Source organism: Polaribacter sp. M10, from assembly GCF_054968445.1.
The window spans coordinates 217,062-232,622 of record NZ_JBSSBG010000002.1 but is presented as its reverse complement, the minus strand read 5'-3'; the positions used below and the strand labels follow the sequence as shown (position 1 = coordinate 232,622).

The window sequence follows — 15,561 nt, the reverse complement described above, 5'->3', positions numbered from 1 at the left end:
TAAAACAATTTTCTTTTCTGCTAGCGCCAAATAATCTTTAATTTTAAAAGAATTAAAACCTACTTCTTCATACTAAAATTAATCATTACTTATTTACCAATTTATATTGTGTTTCTAAAGGCACTCCGAAATTACTTTCTAAACCTGATTTTATTTTTTTATAAAATTTGGTGTCTGGTGGCATACTTAAATTTTTCCAGAAAACAGGATCGTAAGGTATTTCTAAATTCCCCATATCTTTATCTATTCCATAAGCACTAACTTTTATCTTTTTCTTATCAGTTTGTACATCATACACAAAAGCTTCTAATTGATACCTTAAAGTTTCTGCAGGCGTACCTAACATTTCTTTAGGAATATTCCACTTAGGAAAGCTCCAATCATTTTTATAATAACTGATTACCAATTTTCCATTTTGATGTTTTTTATAGATGTATAAAGATTTACCTCTTTCTATTCGATAAACTTTATAGCTTTCCATACCAATGTATAAGATTATTTTTTCCCAATCATTTTTAGGATTACTTCCTTTTAAAATTAATACTTCTTCACCATCATAAGAAGTATCTCCATCTACAACCCATTTAAACTTTTTTAAATTTCTGCTGTGTTGAGAAGCAATTGGCCTTAAAGGATTTACCTCGTGCATACCAACAATTGGATGCCTCCATTGTTCTCGTTTCCAGTATCTATAATCTGCAGATTTTCTGGTATGTAACACCTGAATTTGCCCTGTAGAATACGCAGGACCTCGATCTCTAACTGCTACATAATTTTCTACAAAAAATTTAGATTTACCTTCTTCTGTGGCTGCTCTTCTAAATAATATTTCTAATTTATGAGGCGTACTTAAAGTGTTTTCTTTTAACTTTTTTATGGCTGATAAAACATAGTGTTTTGGTGGTAAGATTGTAATCTCATCCATTTCCATAACACTTTCTTTTAATACAATTTTCTGCTCTTTTTGTGCCAAATAATCTTTTACTTTTATCATTGTAGGTGTAAAACCTAAAGACGAAAATGATAAGGTGTCTTCTAATTCTGCAGTTGTAAGAAAAATAGAAAAACCACCATCTTCTGTACTTGATGTACCTTTTGTTTTGCCAACTAAAGTTATGGCAGCAAATGGTATAGGGTTATCAAATTCATCGATTACAATACCTTTTACAACTATTTTTTCTTGTGCTTGGATTTGGTTATTACTAAATCCTAAAAAAATAAAAAGTAAAAAGGTAAACGTTTTTAGTTGTTTCATGTTTTAAATAAATTTAGGTTTTAAATACTAATTTTTTACAAATACAGTATTAAACACTTTGTTTGAATTTTTAATATTAATAAAATAGGTTCCAGATTGTAAGCTAGAAACATCTATAGATTTTAGGTTTTTTTTAGATAAAACTTGTTTGCCTAAAACCGAATAAATCTTAACATCTACTAAACCATTTAAATCAGTAGTAAATTTTAGATTTAAGGTTGTTGATGTTGGATTTGGGTATATCATCAACTTATTATCAAGAAAAAAATCATCAACAGACAATGGTTCTCCAGAATCTTCTATAGCATTAATACCAGCTGTCCAAGCAGTACCACCAAACTCATAAGCACCAATATCTGGTGCAGTATTTTTATATGGTTTTGTAAAACCAGAAATAATTCTTCCTTTATCTACAACAGCAGCATTAGCTATTGGCATAAAATTCTGATTGTTTGGATCTTGCAATGTTGCAGCAGTTGTAATTACATTGTCTTTTATATCAAACTCATTAGAACCATTTCCTGAAAACCATTCTGAAACGTTTGAGTAATTATTGTAAATCTTATTGTTAGACTGGCTGTACCCATTTACCCAAGAATCCATGGCTCTCTCTGCATTCCAAATGGTGTTGTGATAAAAATTTAAGTTTATGTTGTTCCAGTTTACTTGGTAGGCACTCCAAGAAACATTCCAAACCACATTATGATGCACAACATAACCTTTACTATCATTATCTAAATAAATTCCTGCTGCTTTAGCAGGGTCGTTTTGGCTATGAGAGTAACTAGGTGCAGTTGCATCATGAAACCAATTATGGTGAATTTCATTATTTTTAAAACTGCTGTTACCAACTGTATAAAATACACCAGAATCGCTATTTATTTTTTGCGATGCAGAAACATCGTTATAAGCAATTTCGCAATTGTTACCAGCTACATACATACCATCTCTACCAGTATTATAAATTGTGTTTTTTAATACTTTTAAATTATTTGCCGAAGAACGAATTGGAGATGCATGAATACCTACATAATCGGTATTAGAAATTGTATTTTGTTCTATAACACAATTGTGTGCACCAGACCAATTCACAACTGTTATTCCGCTTACAGAAGAATGATCTATTGTATTTCCTTTTACAATTGTATTAGCTCCAAGAATTTCTAGAGCGGCTTCACCTACTTGTGCAGAACTGTTCGTTAATTCATCATAACCTTCACTACCATGAATTATTTTACAGTTTAAAATGATGTTATTATCTGCGTTGTTATGAATTTTTACACTTCCTCCAAAAAAATCTAATCCTTCTAATTTTATATAATCTCCTTTAATTTCTGCCACAAATTTAGCTGCTGCATACTCTACAGAATTATCAGTTGGTTTTGCGCCATTACTGGTTTTTAAATAAAGTGTGCTTGTAGCTGCATTATAATACCACTCTCTAAAATAATCTAAAGCTTCTAGTTTGTTAAATAAGTAGAATTGCCCTCTTTCATTACCTGCATAATTTCTCCAGGTTTCTGCATTGTGCGTGTTAAAAGGCCATTTGTTTAAATCTACTTGTTGATGATTTATTCTAGAGGTTGTACTAGAAGTAACAGGTCTTGTCCAACTTGTACCAGAATGCGCCCCTAAATAATACATTAATCCTCCATTTGCCCAATTAATATTTGGTATGCCAGAAGCTGTAATATAATTTCCAGAACCACCACCAGTAACTGGATGGCAATCTACTGTCCATCTATTATTATCAACATTATTAGGCCAACGTGCTAAATCCATGAATTCTTCATTATGATACACAGCTCTAAACCTACTTTCAATATTCATATTTACAGTAGTTTTATAAATATCATTCTGATACAATTGCCAGTTATTTATTTTTTTTGTGGCTCTAATATCAACTTTTTCGCCATCCATAGCTTTTATGGTGATGTAATTGTTACTGTTTCCATTCTTAGAAATCACAAAAGGTTCTTCGTAAACACCTCCTCTAATTATACAAACATCTCCAGCAGTTAAAACAGAAATTGCTTTGCTTAAAGTTCTATAAGGGCTATTTATAGTTCCATTATTTGCATCGCTTCCATTTGTAGCAACATAAATTGTTTTACCAAACATTAAGCTTGATGATAACAAAATTAAGATTACAGAAATTTTCTTTACTTTTTTTAGAATCATCTTTTATTTTGATGTTTATCTTTTTAACAGCTTTTTTTATAAAAAAGGTAACATTTTAAAACCTTTAATTTAGCCTGAAATTAACATTGATGTAAATATGCTTACTTTGTGGTTAGTTTATGGAAACAAATGTTCAGTTTGAGATTACAAATAGACATTAAGTGCATAAAGTTTAAATTATTATCAAAAATCGTATCAAAAAAAACTATCTTAAAACCTGTCTTTTCTCATAAAATCAAAATTAAATATCCGTAATTTTGTATGTGAATTAAAGATCATTTAGTTCTACCAAAAATGCCAACCAAAAACAAATACCTAAAACGAATTTTACTTTGGAGATATAAAAATATCTCTGAACGCAGATTTGTTTACCTTTTAAGTATTTTAGTCGGCTTTTTGGCTGGTTTAGGTACTGTAACTTTAAAAAACTTAACACACTACATTCAACTGCTTTTATCTGTAGATTATTTAAAAAGTTATAAAAGTTCATTGTATTTTATTTTTCCGATTATAGGTTTGTTAATTGTTGCCATCATTAAAAAAACTTGGCTTAAAAAACATATTGGCCATGGAATTTCTACAACCCTCTATGCCATTTCTAAAAGAAAAGGAATTATACCAAAATATAATATTTATGCCTCTTTATTAACAGCACCAATTACGGTTGGTTTTGGGGGTTCTGTAGGTTTACAAGGCCCTGCTGTTAGTGCAGGTACAGCTTTGGCTTCTTATACCTCTAGGCTGTTTCATATGAACACAAAAACCAGAATGCTATTAATTGGTTGTGCAACAGCTGGTGCCATGTCTTCTATGTTTAAAGCTCCAATTGCAGGTATTGTTTTTGCTTTAGAGGTTTTTAGTTTAGATATTGCTTTTGTTTCTTTGGTACCATTGTTATTAGCTTCTGTTTCTGCAATTGTTACTTCTTACCTATTTTTAGGTTCTGATGTTTTATTGGGTTTTGAACTAAATGATGAATTTGATATAAACGAAATAGGTTTTTATGCCATTTTCGGAATTTTTACAGGTATTATTTCTGTGTATTTTTCTAAAATTTATTTTCTAATTAGAAAGTTTTTTTATCAATTTGAAAATCGTTTTAAAAGATTAATTATTGGAAGTATAATTATTGGTTTTATTTTATTTTTAATGCCTTCTTTATATGGTGAGGGTTATGGATTAATCAATAATCTTTTAAAAGGAAATCATATTGCAGCCATTGGTAACACTCCTTTTTCTTTTGATGAAAGCAATATTTGGATTGTTATAATTCTATTATTACTTATTACTTTTTTTAAGGCCATAGCCATGAGTACCACTTTTGCAGCTGGTGGAGTTGGAGGAATTTTTATTCCTACTTTGGTTATGGGAAGTGCACTTGGTAATGCCTTTGCTAAAATTATAAACAACATCGGTTTAGGTTTTCAAGTTTCTGAAGCCAATTTTACCTTAATTGGTATGACAGGCTTAATGGCTGGAGTTTTACATGCGCCCTTAACAGCCATATTTTTAATTGCAGAAATTACTGGTGGTTACGATTTATTTGTACCACTAATGTTAGTTGCAGCCATCTCTTTTGCCTTTACGAAATACTTTATCTCTAATTCAATTTACACCTACAAATTAGCACAAAGAGGAGAACTCATTACACACAACAAAGACAAAAATGTAATGATGATGATGCAAATTGATGACCTTATTGAAACCAATTTTAAAAAGGTATATCCAGAAATGTTATTAGGTGATATGCTAAAAAAAGCCGTTGCAAAATCTGCACGAAATCTTTTTCCGGTGATAAACAAAGAAAATCAATTTTTAGGAATTGTTTTAATGGACGATATTAGACCCATAATGTTCGATAAAGAAATGTACACTACAACAACTGTGCAAACCTTTATGAAAGCAGCTCCAGAAATTATTCATCATACAGATTCTGTAGAAAAAGTGATGAAAAAGTTTAAAGATAGTGGCGCTTGGAATTTACCCGTAATTAAAGGCAATACTTATGTTGGGTTTATTTCGAAATCGAAATTATTAACAGCTTACAGAAACAAATTAGTAGAGGTTACAGGTTAAGAAGAAGTTATAAAAAAATAATTTTTCATGAAAAATGAGTGAAAAATTTAATACTGAATTAGAAAGCATCATAGAAAACTAAGCTGTTCTAATTAAGGAAGGCCTACAATAGACCAGAAAAAAGGTGCTAACTTCTTATGGAATTGAAAATAGAGTCTATTAAAAAAGAGAAGAACTTTTAGATTATTTAAAAATATTAAAACCGTAAATAATTTTTTAATTGCTGACCAAATACTGACATTTTAAAACAAAAAACAGCTTAAGTGATTTACAATCAAATACTTAAGCTGTTTTGTTGTGGTCCCACATGGACTCGAACCATGGACCACCTGATTATGAGTCAGGTGCTCTAACCAACTGAGCTATAGGACCTATAATTTTGGTTTGCAAATGTACTATTTATTTTAAATTATTTGCAAAAAAAATGAAAATAATTATACAGTTCTATTCATTAACCATAAACCAAAATCTTTTAAGTTTTGTTTATTGGCTTCAGAAATGTCCATTTTAGATAAAGTATCAAATGCTTTTACTGTATAATTTTCTATTTGTTCTTTTATTAATTCTGGTATATCATTCAACTCAAAAATTCTGGTTACCTCAGTTATTTTTATTGAATTCTCTTCTAATTTTTGCTTATAAAAAAAGGATAGTTTTTGTTGATCTTTTTCATTAGCTACCTCTAAAGCCTTTAAATATAAAAAGGTTTTTTTATTTTCAATAATATCTCCACCAATTTGTTTTCCAAAAGTTTTTGGATCTCCGAAAGTGTCTAAATAATCATCTTGCAACTGAAAAGCCAACCCTAAATTTAAACCAAAGTCGTAAATTAAGTCAGCATTTTTATCTTCAGTTTCTGCTACAATTGCGCCCATTTTTAAAGCTGCAGCAACTAAAACCGATGTTTTTAAACGAATCATATTAATATATTCATCAATAGTAACATCGCTTCTGGTTTCAAAATCTACATCTAATTGTTGCCCATCACAAACTTCTAATGCAGTTTTGCTAAATAGTTTGGCTAATTTCTGAAAAACAATTGGTTCGTAATTTTCAAAATACTGATACGCTAAAATCAACATGGCATCACCAGAAAGAATCCCAGTATTAATATCCCATTTTTCATGCACAGTTGCTTTTCCCCTTCTTAAAGGAGCATCATCCATAATATCATCATGCACCAAAGTAAAATTATGAAAAACTTCTATAGACAATGCTGCAGGTAATGCTTTTTTATAATCTGATGAAAAAATATCAGCAGCCATTAGCGTTAAAACTGGTCGAATTCGTTTACCTCCTAATTGTAGAATATAATCTACAGGTTCGTATAGGTTTTTAGGTTCTTGAATCCAATTTTTTGATTTTAAATATTCTAAAAATTCTTGTTGATAATGTAAAATGTCCAAATCTGTATTTTTTTTGTAAAAATAATGTAAACAAATATCACTTTTTCATTCGAATGTTAAAAAATCATTAAAACTTTGGAAACTTTTTTTGTTTCTAAAGTTTCCAAGTGTATATTTGCACGCGAATTATGAAAGAAAAAATAATAGAAAAATCTAACGAACTCTTTTTAAACTTTGGTTTTAAGAGTGTAACTATGGATGAAATAGCCAGTGCTCTTGGCGTATCTAAAAAAACTATTTATAAATATTTTAATAACAAAACTGCACTTGTAACTTCTGTAACCGAACATATTTTTAACAATATAAGTTGTGGTATTAACCAGATTTGCAGTTTAAAAAAGAATCCTATTGAAGAGGTTTTTGATATTAAGAGATTTATCATGGCTAATTTAAAAGACGAAAAATCATCTCCACAATATCAATTACAAAAATATTATCCAAAAATTTTTGCATCCATCAGAAAAAAACAATTCGAAATTATGCAAGTTTGTGTAATTCAAAATTTAAATGATGGTATAGAACAGGGGTTATACAGAAAAAATTTAGATGTAGAATTTATCTCTAGAATTTATTTTAATGGAATGATAACCATCAAAGACAAAGAACTTTTTCCATTAAATAACTACTCTATGAACACCTTAATGAACTATTATTTAGAGTATCATTTAAGAGGTATTTGCACAGAAAAAGGATTAGAACAATTAGAAAATCAACTTAAACAGAAATAGAACCAATGAAAAAAACAATTCTGGTATTTTTAACTACTTGTTTTTTCTTAATTACAAATGCGCAAGAAAAAACAATAAAGCTATCTCTTAAAGAAGCAATAGATTTTGCTATTGAGAATAGCTACAACACAAAAGCAGCTGAAAACGATATTAAAGTTGCAAAAGAAACCGTTTGGGAAACCACCACAATTGGATTGCCACAAATTAACGGAGCTGTAGATTATCAAAGATATTTAAAGTTGCCTGTTACTTTATTAGATTTTGATAATGATGGTGTAAATGAAGAATTTATATTTGTACAAAAACAAAATGTAAATGCTTCTGTAACACTGAGTCAATTACTTTTTGATGGTTCTTATTTAGTAGGTTTACAAGCCTCTAAAACCTATCTAAAAATTTCTAAACAAGCCAAAGAAAAAACAGAATTAGTAACCAGAGAAGCTATTATAAACGCTTATGGTAATGTTTTAGTTGCCGAAAAAAGCATCGAAATTCTAAAAAGAAATAATGAGGTTAACAATAGAATTTTAAAAGAAGCAAAAGTTGGTTACGAAAATGGTTTAACAGAACAAGAAGATGTAGAACAGTTCGAAATTATTAAAGGTAACATAGAAAATAACATTAGAGCTACAGAAAGGTTAAGAGATATTGCATACAAACTTTTAAACATTTCTTTGGGAAACCCAATTAATACTAAGCTAATTTTAACAGACAATTTAGAATCTTTAGTACTTGCCAACACAAATTTAAAGTTGTTAGTAGAAGATTTTGTTTTAGAAAATCATATCGATTTTAAAATTGCAGAAAATGATAGAGAAACAAAACGTTTAACTATGAAATTAGAAAAAAGTAAAAATTTACCAAGTTTAAGTGCTTTTGTAAATTACGGAACACAAGCTTTTTCTGAAGAATTTTCTTTTTTCAAAGGCGAACAAAGATGGTTTCAGTCTTCTTTATTTGGTGTTAGTTTAAACGTACCCATTTTTAGTAGTTTTGGTAGAAAAGCAAAAATTGCTCAAACCAAAATTAACCTAGAAACTGCAGACATTCGTTTAGAAGAAACCAAACAGAGATTAAGTTTGGCTGCTCAAAGTGCAAAAAGCGATTATCAATTAAGTATCGATAATTATGAAACAGCAAAGAAAAACTTAAACCTTGCAGAAAGAATTGAAAAGAAACAACAAATAAAATTTGATGAAGGTATTACCACTAGTTTTGATCTACTTCAGGCACAAAACCAATTATACACTCAGCAAAACAACTATGTACAAGCAATGTTAAACATCATTGCCACAAAAGCAACATTAGAAAACGCATTAAACTTACCAATCAAATAATCAACAACACAATGAGAAAAATATATTCATTACTAGTTATTACCATTGTTTTATTTTCATGTGGAGAAAAGAAAACAACCTCTGTAGCAGATTTAGTGGCTTCAGGTTCATTAAAAGAATTAACCGCTAAAAAGAAAGAAATATCTGCAAATTTAGAAGCTATAAATAAAGATTTAGAAGCTATAAATGCAGCCATTTCTAAAAAAGATACCGTTAAAAAATTACCTTTAATTACTACAATTACAGCTAAAGCTGAAGTTTTTAATCACTATTTAGAACTACAAGGTAATGTAAAAACAAAGCAAAACATTTTAATATACCCAGAAATGCCAGGTATCTTAAAAAGTATTTTGGTTAAAGAAGGCCAAAGAGTTGTTAAAGGGCAATTACTAGCGACTATAGATGATGGTGGTTTAAGCAGTCAAGTTGCACAATTAGAAGCAACAACAGCCTTAGCAAAAACAACTTTTGAGCGTCAAAAACGTTTATGGGATCAAGAAATTGGTTCAGAAATTCAGTTTTTACAAGCAAAGACAAATTACGAGGCTCAAGAGAATACATTAAAACAACTTAAAAGTCAATTGTCTAAAGCCTCTGTACGAGCTCCTTTTTCTGGTGTTATAGATGATGTAATAAAAGAACCAGGTACAGTTTTAGTAGGTGGACCAGGTTCAGAAATTTTTAGAATCGTAAATCTTAACAACATGTATGTAGAAGCAGAAGTACCAGAAAGATACATTGCTAGCATCACTAAAAATAAAGAAGTAAAAGTTTCTTTTCCTGTTTTAGGAGAAACTATAGAAAGTTCTGTAAAACAAGTAGGTAGTTTTATCAACCCAAATAACAGATCTTTTAGAATAGAAGTACCTGTTGCAAATAAAAGCGGAAATGTAAAACCAAACTTAACTGCTAAGCTTCAAATTAATGATTACTCGCAAGACAAAGCCATTTTAATTCCTCAAAGTATTATCTCAGAAAATGCTAATGGAGAGCAATTTGTTTATGCTATTAAAGGTAAAAATGCAGATAACGAAGCTGTTGCAGAACGTGTAATTATTAAAACTGGAAAAACACAAGGAAATTACATCGAAGTTTTAGAAAACCTTTCTGTAGGTACAGAAATTATTGATGAAGGTGCACGTAGTGTAAATAATGGGCAAACTGTAAAAGTTATCAATATAAAATAATTAATGATGACAGAACAAAAAAAACAAGTAGATAAAGAGTTTAAATTATCATCTTGGGCAATTCATAATAAAACAACCATTTATGTAATAATGGCTGTATTATTCTTCTATGGTATTTCTGCGTATTTAACCATGGCAAGAGAAAATTTTCCAGAGGTAAAAGAAACTAAAATATACATAAGCACTGCTTATCCTGGTAATACAGCAGAAGATATAGAAAAACTGATTACAGATCCTATAGAAGATCAAGTAAAAACAGTAAGTAACGTTGTAGAAGTTACCTCAACATCGCAAGAAGATTACTCTATTGTTATTGTTGAGTTCGATGAAAAGATTTCTGTAGAACTTGCAAAACAAAAAGTTAAAGACGAAATCTCTACAGAAACTTCTAGTGAAGATTGGCCAACTTTTAATGGGGCTAAAATAGAACCAAATGTGTTCGATTTAAGCATGTCTGAAGAAATGCCAATTTCTAACATTAATATTTCTGGTGATTATCCTATTTATAAATTAAAAGAGTTTGCAGAATATTTACAAGACGAAATAGAAGATTTATCAGAAATTAAACAAGCAGACATTCGTGGAGCTCAAGAAAAAGAAGTAGAAGTTGCAGTAGATATTTATAAAATGATGGCTGCTAAAGTTAGTTTTAACGACATTACTTCTGCCATTAGCAATGGAAACGTAACCATGTCTGCAGGTAATTTTATTACAAGCGAACAGAGAAGAACTGTTAGAATTATTGGTGAAATTGATGAGCCAGCTGCGTTAGAAAATTTTGTAATAAAGTCAGAATTTAATAATCCTATTTATTTAAAAGACGTTGCAACTGTGTCTTTTAAAGACAAAGACAGAACAACCTTTGCAAGAGAAAGAGGAGAACCTGTTGTAATGTTAGATGTTAAAAAACGTGCAGGAGAAAACATGGTTGCTGCTTCAGAACAAATTAAAGAAATTGTAGACGAGGCCAAAGAAAACTATTTTCCTAAAGATTTAAAAGTTACCATCACCAACGATCAATCAGACAAAACCATTGGTCAGGTAGACGATTTAGTAAACAACATTATTTTTGGAGTTATTTTAGTGGTAACTGTTTTAATGTTTTTCTTAGGATTTAAAAATGCAGTATTTGTAGGTTTTGCAATACCAATGTCTATGTTTATGTCTTTAATGATATTAAACATGCTAGGTTATACTATGAATACCATGATTCTTTTCGGATTAATCATGGGGCTAGGAATGCTAGTGGATAATGGAATTGTAGTTGTAGAAAACGTTTATCGTTTAATGGACGAAGAAGGCATGAACAGAGTTGAAGCTGCCAAAAAAGGAATTAGCGAAATTGCTTTTCCTATTATCATATCTACAGCAACAACAGTTGCCGCTTTTATTCCATTAGGTCTTTGGCCAGGAATTATGGGAGATTTTATGGTATTATTACCAATAACGTTATCTACAGTTTTAGGATCATCTTTATTGGTCGCTATTTTCTTTAACTCTGTTTTGGTTTCTCAATTTATGAGTGTAGAAGATGTAGATATGCCAATTCAAAAAATTGCTATTTTAACAGGAATTATGACTGCTTTTGGAATAATAATTTTATTATTTGGTGGCGCATATAGTGCTCTTGGTGCGTTAATGATTTTTACAGCAATAATGCTTTGGGTGTATAGATTGGTTTTAAGAGGATGGTCTAACAGCTTTCAAAATAAAATATTGCCAATTTTAGAAGGTTGGTACGAAAGAAGATTAAGAAACTCTTTGTCTGGTAAAAAACCATACTTTTTAGTAGCATTAACCTTTATTTTACTAATTGCTTCTTTCATAGCATTTGGTTGGTCGTTACGTACACAGAGAACTAAAGTTGAGTTTTTTCCTGATAACAAACCCAACCAAATTATTGTTTATATCGAATATCCAGAAGGTACAGATATTCAAAAAACAAATGAAATCACGAAACTGATTGAAAAGAAAGTAGAAGACATTCTATATAGTGATGAATATATGGATGGAGATCATAACTTTATGGTAGAAAGTTTAATCTCTCAAGTTGGTGAAGGAGCAGGAAACCCACAAACTGATGGTGGTTCTGCAGCAGAAATGCCTCATAAAGGTAAAATCACTGCTTCTATGAGAGAGTATAAATATAGAAGAGGTTTAGACAGTGAGTTAATGCGTCAAAAAGTACAAAAAGGCTTGGTTGGTATTTATCCAGGAGTTTTAATTTCTTTAGAAAAAGATGTAAACGGACCTCCTGTAGGCCCTCCAATTAACATAGAAATTGAGGGTGATGATTATGCTGAGTTAATTCAAACTGCTCAGAGAATGAGAGATTTTATCAATACTAAAAGCATAGCTGGTATAGACGAATTAAAGATTGATGTTAACAAAGACAAACCTGGAATGGAGGTTTTAGTTGATCGTAAAAAAGCAGGTGAATTAGGGGTTTCTTCTGGGCAAGTTGGTCAGCAATTAAGATCATCTATCTTTGGAAGTAAAGCAGGTGTTTACAAAGAAAATGGAGAAGATTACGATATTTATGTTCGTTTTAATAAAGAAAACAGATATAATAAAAGTGCGCTTTTTAATCAGAATATCATTTTTAGAGATATGGCATCTGGTCAAATAAAAGAAATTCCTGTTTCTACTGTTGCTACGCAAAGTAATAATTCTAGTTTTAGTGCTATTAAGCATAAAGACATTAAAAGAGTTGTAACTGTATATTCTGCTTTAGCTCCTGGAGAAACTGATGCTGCTGCTGTTGTAAACAAAATACAAGCAGAAATGAAAAACTTTAAAGATTTACCTAAAGGCGTTAAAATAGATTATACTGGTCAGATAGAAGAACAAAACAAACAAATGGCATTTTTAGTAGGTGCTTTCTTTACTGGTTTGGCTTTAATTTTCTTCATTTTAATTTTCCAATTTAACTCTATTACAAAACCTGGTATTATAATGTTAGCCATTTTCTTAAGCTTTATTGGTGTTTTTGGTGGAATTGTAATTTCTGGTAGTGCCTTTGTAATTATGATGACAATGATGGGGATAATATCACTTGCAGGTATTGTTGTAAATAACGGAGTTGTATTATTAGATTATGCGCAATTATTAATCGATAGAAAGAAACATGAATTAGGTTTAGATGAAAATGATTATTTAGAAAAAAACGATTTATTCGAAACTATTGTTAGAGCAGGTAGAGCACGTTTAAGACCGGTTTTATTAACAGCAATAACTACAATTTTAGGGTTAATTCCTTTAGCAATTGGTTTAAATATTAACTTCTATACTTTATTTACAGAATACAATCCTCATATTTATTTTGGAGGTGATAACGTTGTTTTCTGGGGTCCTTTAGCTTGGACCGTAATTTACGGATTGTTAATTGCAACCTTTTTAACTTTAATTGTTGTACCAATTTTATTCTTTTTAGTTACCCAATTTAAAATGTGGTTAAAAAGAAAAACAACATCGAATGCAATAGCTTCTTAATTAGCAAAAATATTTTTTGGTTGATGATAAAAAAGGGTTGAAATTTATATAATTTCAGCCCTTTTTGTAAGTTTGTTAGATGTTAAAAAAGGTTTTTACTGTTGATGAAATAAAACGAAAATTAGAAAACTATTGCGTTTACCAAGACAGATGCCATAAAGAAGTAGAGCAAAAAATGCGGGAATTTAATTTGATTCCTGAGGCTAGAGAAATGATTTTACTAAGCCTTATGCAAAACAATTTTTTAAATGAAGAACGTTTTGCAAAAAGTTTTGCAAGAGGTAAATTCAGAATAAAAAACTGGGGAAAACAACGTATTATTAGAGAATTAAAATTTAAAGATATTTCTGCTTATAATATTAAAACTGCGCTAAAAGAAATTGATGAACAAGAATATATAGAAACCATTTACAGAATTACAGAAAACAGAAACGAAGTTATATCAGAACCAAATCACTATAAAAGAAAACAAAAACTCATCGCTTTTTTAATGCGAAAAGGTTTTGAATCTGAGTTAATTTATAAAGTGGTAAATGAAGTAATTTCTTAATTATACTTCTTTAAAAAAAGGTTATCATTTTTTTTCTTTGCAGCAATTACAGCTTGTACATCATCATTAGGTATGGCCACAGAAAGCACATAATGTTTAATTAGCCAAGTATCCCCTTTTTTTTCTAATACACCAGAACCTCTACAAGTTCCCATCCACGTGTTTAACAATTCATCAAACCAAACAAAATTACCTTGCTCGCTTACATAAACATTTCTTTCTAAAGTTTTAAAATCCCAGGCTTTGCCTTTATCAAAATAAGGTTTACTAAAATTGGCAAACTGTTTTTTAGTCCAATTTTCTGAGGCATCTGTACCAATAAAAACAGAAATACTATCCATCTTACCAAAATAATTGTTAAAATTAGCATCTGTAGCTGCCAAATGCCAATCGTTTAAAATTTGATTAATTTCAGTTTTAATAGTAGTTTTATCATCCTTAGTGATAATACTTTTTGATGTTTTACAAGAAGAAACAAAAACAAGTATAACAAAAAGTAAAATTAAGTTATTTCTCATTGTCTTTTAAATTTAGAGTTCTTGTCTATTTTTGGCGTTTTCAGCTTTTCACTACTTTGCCTTATTTTGTTTTGTTCATGTTGCTCTCGTAAATTTATATTTACCGATTTTCTAGACACGCTATCCATTTTTGTGGAATCTAATCCTACAAAAATTCCATCTACATCTATAGCTTCTTCAAAACGTTTCTTAGCCAAAATAGTATTTATTTTAGCGTTTACTGAGGAAAACGCTGCTATTGTTTTTTCGGTTTGTACATTAACTTCTTCCGCTTTTATAGCGGGTATAGACGTCATGTCTGCAAGCCTTAAAGTTTCATTGTAAAAAATATTTACGCGCGCATCAAAAGAAGGATCTTTATTAAAAAGTGTGGGTTTTATGCTGTCTTTTAAATTTTTAACCAAACCTTTTAATTCTATAGCATTACTTAAAATTTCGTGAGGAGAAGCTTTTTTAAACCTTTCTAAGAATTTATCAATCACTCTTAGTTCTTTCCATTCTTCTATCTCACTTCTATAAGCAGGTTTAATTTTTTGCGTATCAGAATATTCATGAACAACACTTAACAGTGGTTTTTTAGAATCTTCTTGCTTATTTTTTGCTGGTTTATCATCACAAGAAAAAAATAAGATTGCTATTGTAAGTAAGTAGAAATATTTCAAAATATAGAAAATTGATTTTGTAAAAATAAACATTTTTTAAAGGTTAGTCTCTTAGTAAAAACTTAAATTTATAGAATTTAATATTTAAATATCATCAACAAAAAAATGTTTACATCTATTTTAATTACGAATAACTAAATTAATTACCTTTGTTTTTATTAATACTGTA

Annotated in this window: 11 protein-coding genes and 1 tRNA gene; 6 read left to right on the top strand and 6 right to left on the bottom strand. The window is 29.8% G+C overall.

Going from position 1 to position 15,561, the window contains the following annotated elements:
- Positions 1-85: 85 nt before the first annotated feature.
- Positions 86-1,255, bottom strand: coding sequence for a carboxypeptidase-like regulatory domain-containing protein (locus tag ACWYN7_RS03800; protein ID WP_462858520.1), 1,170 nt, complete (start codon positions 1,253-1,255; stop codon positions 86-88).
- A gap of 27 nt (positions 1,256-1,282) precedes the next feature.
- On the bottom strand, positions 1,283-3,436 hold the full coding sequence (locus ACWYN7_RS03795) for a T9SS type A sorting domain-containing protein (RefSeq protein WP_462858519.1): 2,154 nt from the start codon (positions 3,434-3,436) through the stop codon (positions 1,283-1,285).
- A 294-nt stretch (positions 3,437-3,730) separates the two neighbouring features.
- Between ACWYN7_RS03795 and ACWYN7_RS03790 the strand changes: the two genes are divergently transcribed.
- Positions 3,731-5,512: a chloride channel protein gene (locus ACWYN7_RS03790; protein ID WP_462858518.1), complete on the top strand. Its 1,782-nt coding sequence runs from the start codon at positions 3,731-3,733 to the stop codon at positions 5,510-5,512.
- Between the two features lie 298 nt (positions 5,513-5,810).
- Here ACWYN7_RS03790 and ACWYN7_RS03785 read toward each other — a convergent pair.
- Positions 5,811-5,884 (bottom strand) — tRNA-Ile (locus ACWYN7_RS03785).
- Between the two features lie 62 nt (positions 5,885-5,946).
- Positions 5,947-6,918 (bottom strand): polyprenyl synthetase family protein, encoded by a 972-nt coding sequence (locus ACWYN7_RS03780; protein ID WP_462858517.1) that lies wholly within the window; start codon positions 6,916-6,918, stop codon positions 5,947-5,949.
- A 128-nt stretch (positions 6,919-7,046) separates the two neighbouring features.
- Between ACWYN7_RS03780 and ACWYN7_RS03775 the strand changes: the two genes are divergently transcribed.
- The 5 genes from ACWYN7_RS03775 (at position 7,047) to ACWYN7_RS03755 (ending at position 14,212) form a co-directional block, all read left to right on the top strand.
- Positions 7,047-7,646, top strand: coding sequence for a TetR/AcrR family transcriptional regulator (locus ACWYN7_RS03775; RefSeq protein ID WP_462858516.1), 600 nt, complete (start codon positions 7,047-7,049; stop codon positions 7,644-7,646).
- Positions 7,647-7,651: 5 nt separating this feature from the next.
- Positions 7,652-8,983, top strand: a complete 1,332-nt coding sequence (locus ACWYN7_RS03770; RefSeq protein WP_462858515.1) for a TolC family protein — start codon at positions 7,652-7,654, stop codon at positions 8,981-8,983.
- A gap of 11 nt (positions 8,984-8,994) precedes the next feature.
- Entirely contained in the window at positions 8,995-10,170 is a 1,176-nt protein-coding gene (locus tag ACWYN7_RS03765) for an efflux RND transporter periplasmic adaptor subunit (protein ID WP_462858514.1), read from the top strand.
- A gap of 6 nt (positions 10,171-10,176) precedes the next feature.
- Positions 10,177-13,662, top strand: a complete 3,486-nt coding sequence (locus ACWYN7_RS03760; RefSeq protein ID WP_462858513.1) for an efflux RND transporter permease subunit — start codon at positions 10,177-10,179, stop codon at positions 13,660-13,662.
- A gap of 79 nt (positions 13,663-13,741) precedes the next feature.
- The gene (locus ACWYN7_RS03755; protein ID WP_462858512.1) at positions 13,742-14,212 is read left to right on the top strand and encodes a regulatory protein RecX; all 471 of its coding nucleotides are present in this window, start codon (positions 13,742-13,744) and stop codon (positions 14,210-14,212) included.
- Here ACWYN7_RS03755 and ACWYN7_RS03750 read toward each other — a convergent pair.
- Both ACWYN7_RS03750 and ACWYN7_RS03745 read right to left on the bottom strand, forming a co-directional pair.
- Positions 14,209-14,730 carry a nuclear transport factor 2 family protein gene (locus ACWYN7_RS03750; protein ID WP_462858511.1) on the bottom strand — a complete coding sequence of 174 codons (522 nt, stop codon included), beginning with the start codon at positions 14,728-14,730 and terminating at the stop codon, positions 14,209-14,211. The two genes, ACWYN7_RS03755 and ACWYN7_RS03750, sit on opposite strands and share 4 nt — an antisense overlap.
- Positions 14,727-15,392: a hypothetical protein gene (locus ACWYN7_RS03745; protein ID WP_462858510.1), complete on the bottom strand. Its 666-nt coding sequence runs from the start codon at positions 15,390-15,392 to the stop codon at positions 14,727-14,729. Before ACWYN7_RS03745 ends, ACWYN7_RS03750 begins: the two co-directional genes overlap by 4 nt.
- Between the last annotated feature and the right edge of the window lie 169 nt (positions 15,393-15,561).

Excerpts from the sequence above, each read along its gene's own strand:
- ACWYN7_RS03800 (WP_462858520.1), bottom strand. The coding sequence starts at position 1,255 with ATGAAACAACTAAAAACGTTTACCTTTTTACTTTTTATTTTTTTAGGA.
- ACWYN7_RS03795 (WP_462858519.1), bottom strand. The coding sequence starts at position 3,436 with ATGATTCTAAAAAAAGTAAAGAAAATTTCTGTAATCTTAATTTTGTTA.
- ACWYN7_RS03790 (WP_462858518.1), top strand. The coding sequence starts at position 3,731 with ATGCCAACCAAAAACAAATACCTAAAACGAATTTTACTTTGGAGATAT.
- ACWYN7_RS03775 (WP_462858516.1), top strand. The coding sequence starts at position 7,047 with ATGAAAGAAAAAATAATAGAAAAATCTAACGAACTCTTTTTAAACTTT.
- ACWYN7_RS03770 (WP_462858515.1), top strand. The coding sequence starts at position 7,652 with ATGAAAAAAACAATTCTGGTATTTTTAACTACTTGTTTTTTCTTAATT.
- ACWYN7_RS03765 (WP_462858514.1), top strand. The coding sequence starts at position 8,995 with ATGAGAAAAATATATTCATTACTAGTTATTACCATTGTTTTATTTTCA.
- ACWYN7_RS03760 (WP_462858513.1), top strand. The coding sequence starts at position 10,177 with ATGACAGAACAAAAAAAACAAGTAGATAAAGAGTTTAAATTATCATCT.
- ACWYN7_RS03755 (WP_462858512.1), top strand. The coding sequence starts at position 13,742 with ATGTTAAAAAAGGTTTTTACTGTTGATGAAATAAAACGAAAATTAGAA.
- ACWYN7_RS03750 (WP_462858511.1), bottom strand. The coding sequence starts at position 14,730 with ATGAGAAATAACTTAATTTTACTTTTTGTTATACTTGTTTTTGTTTCT.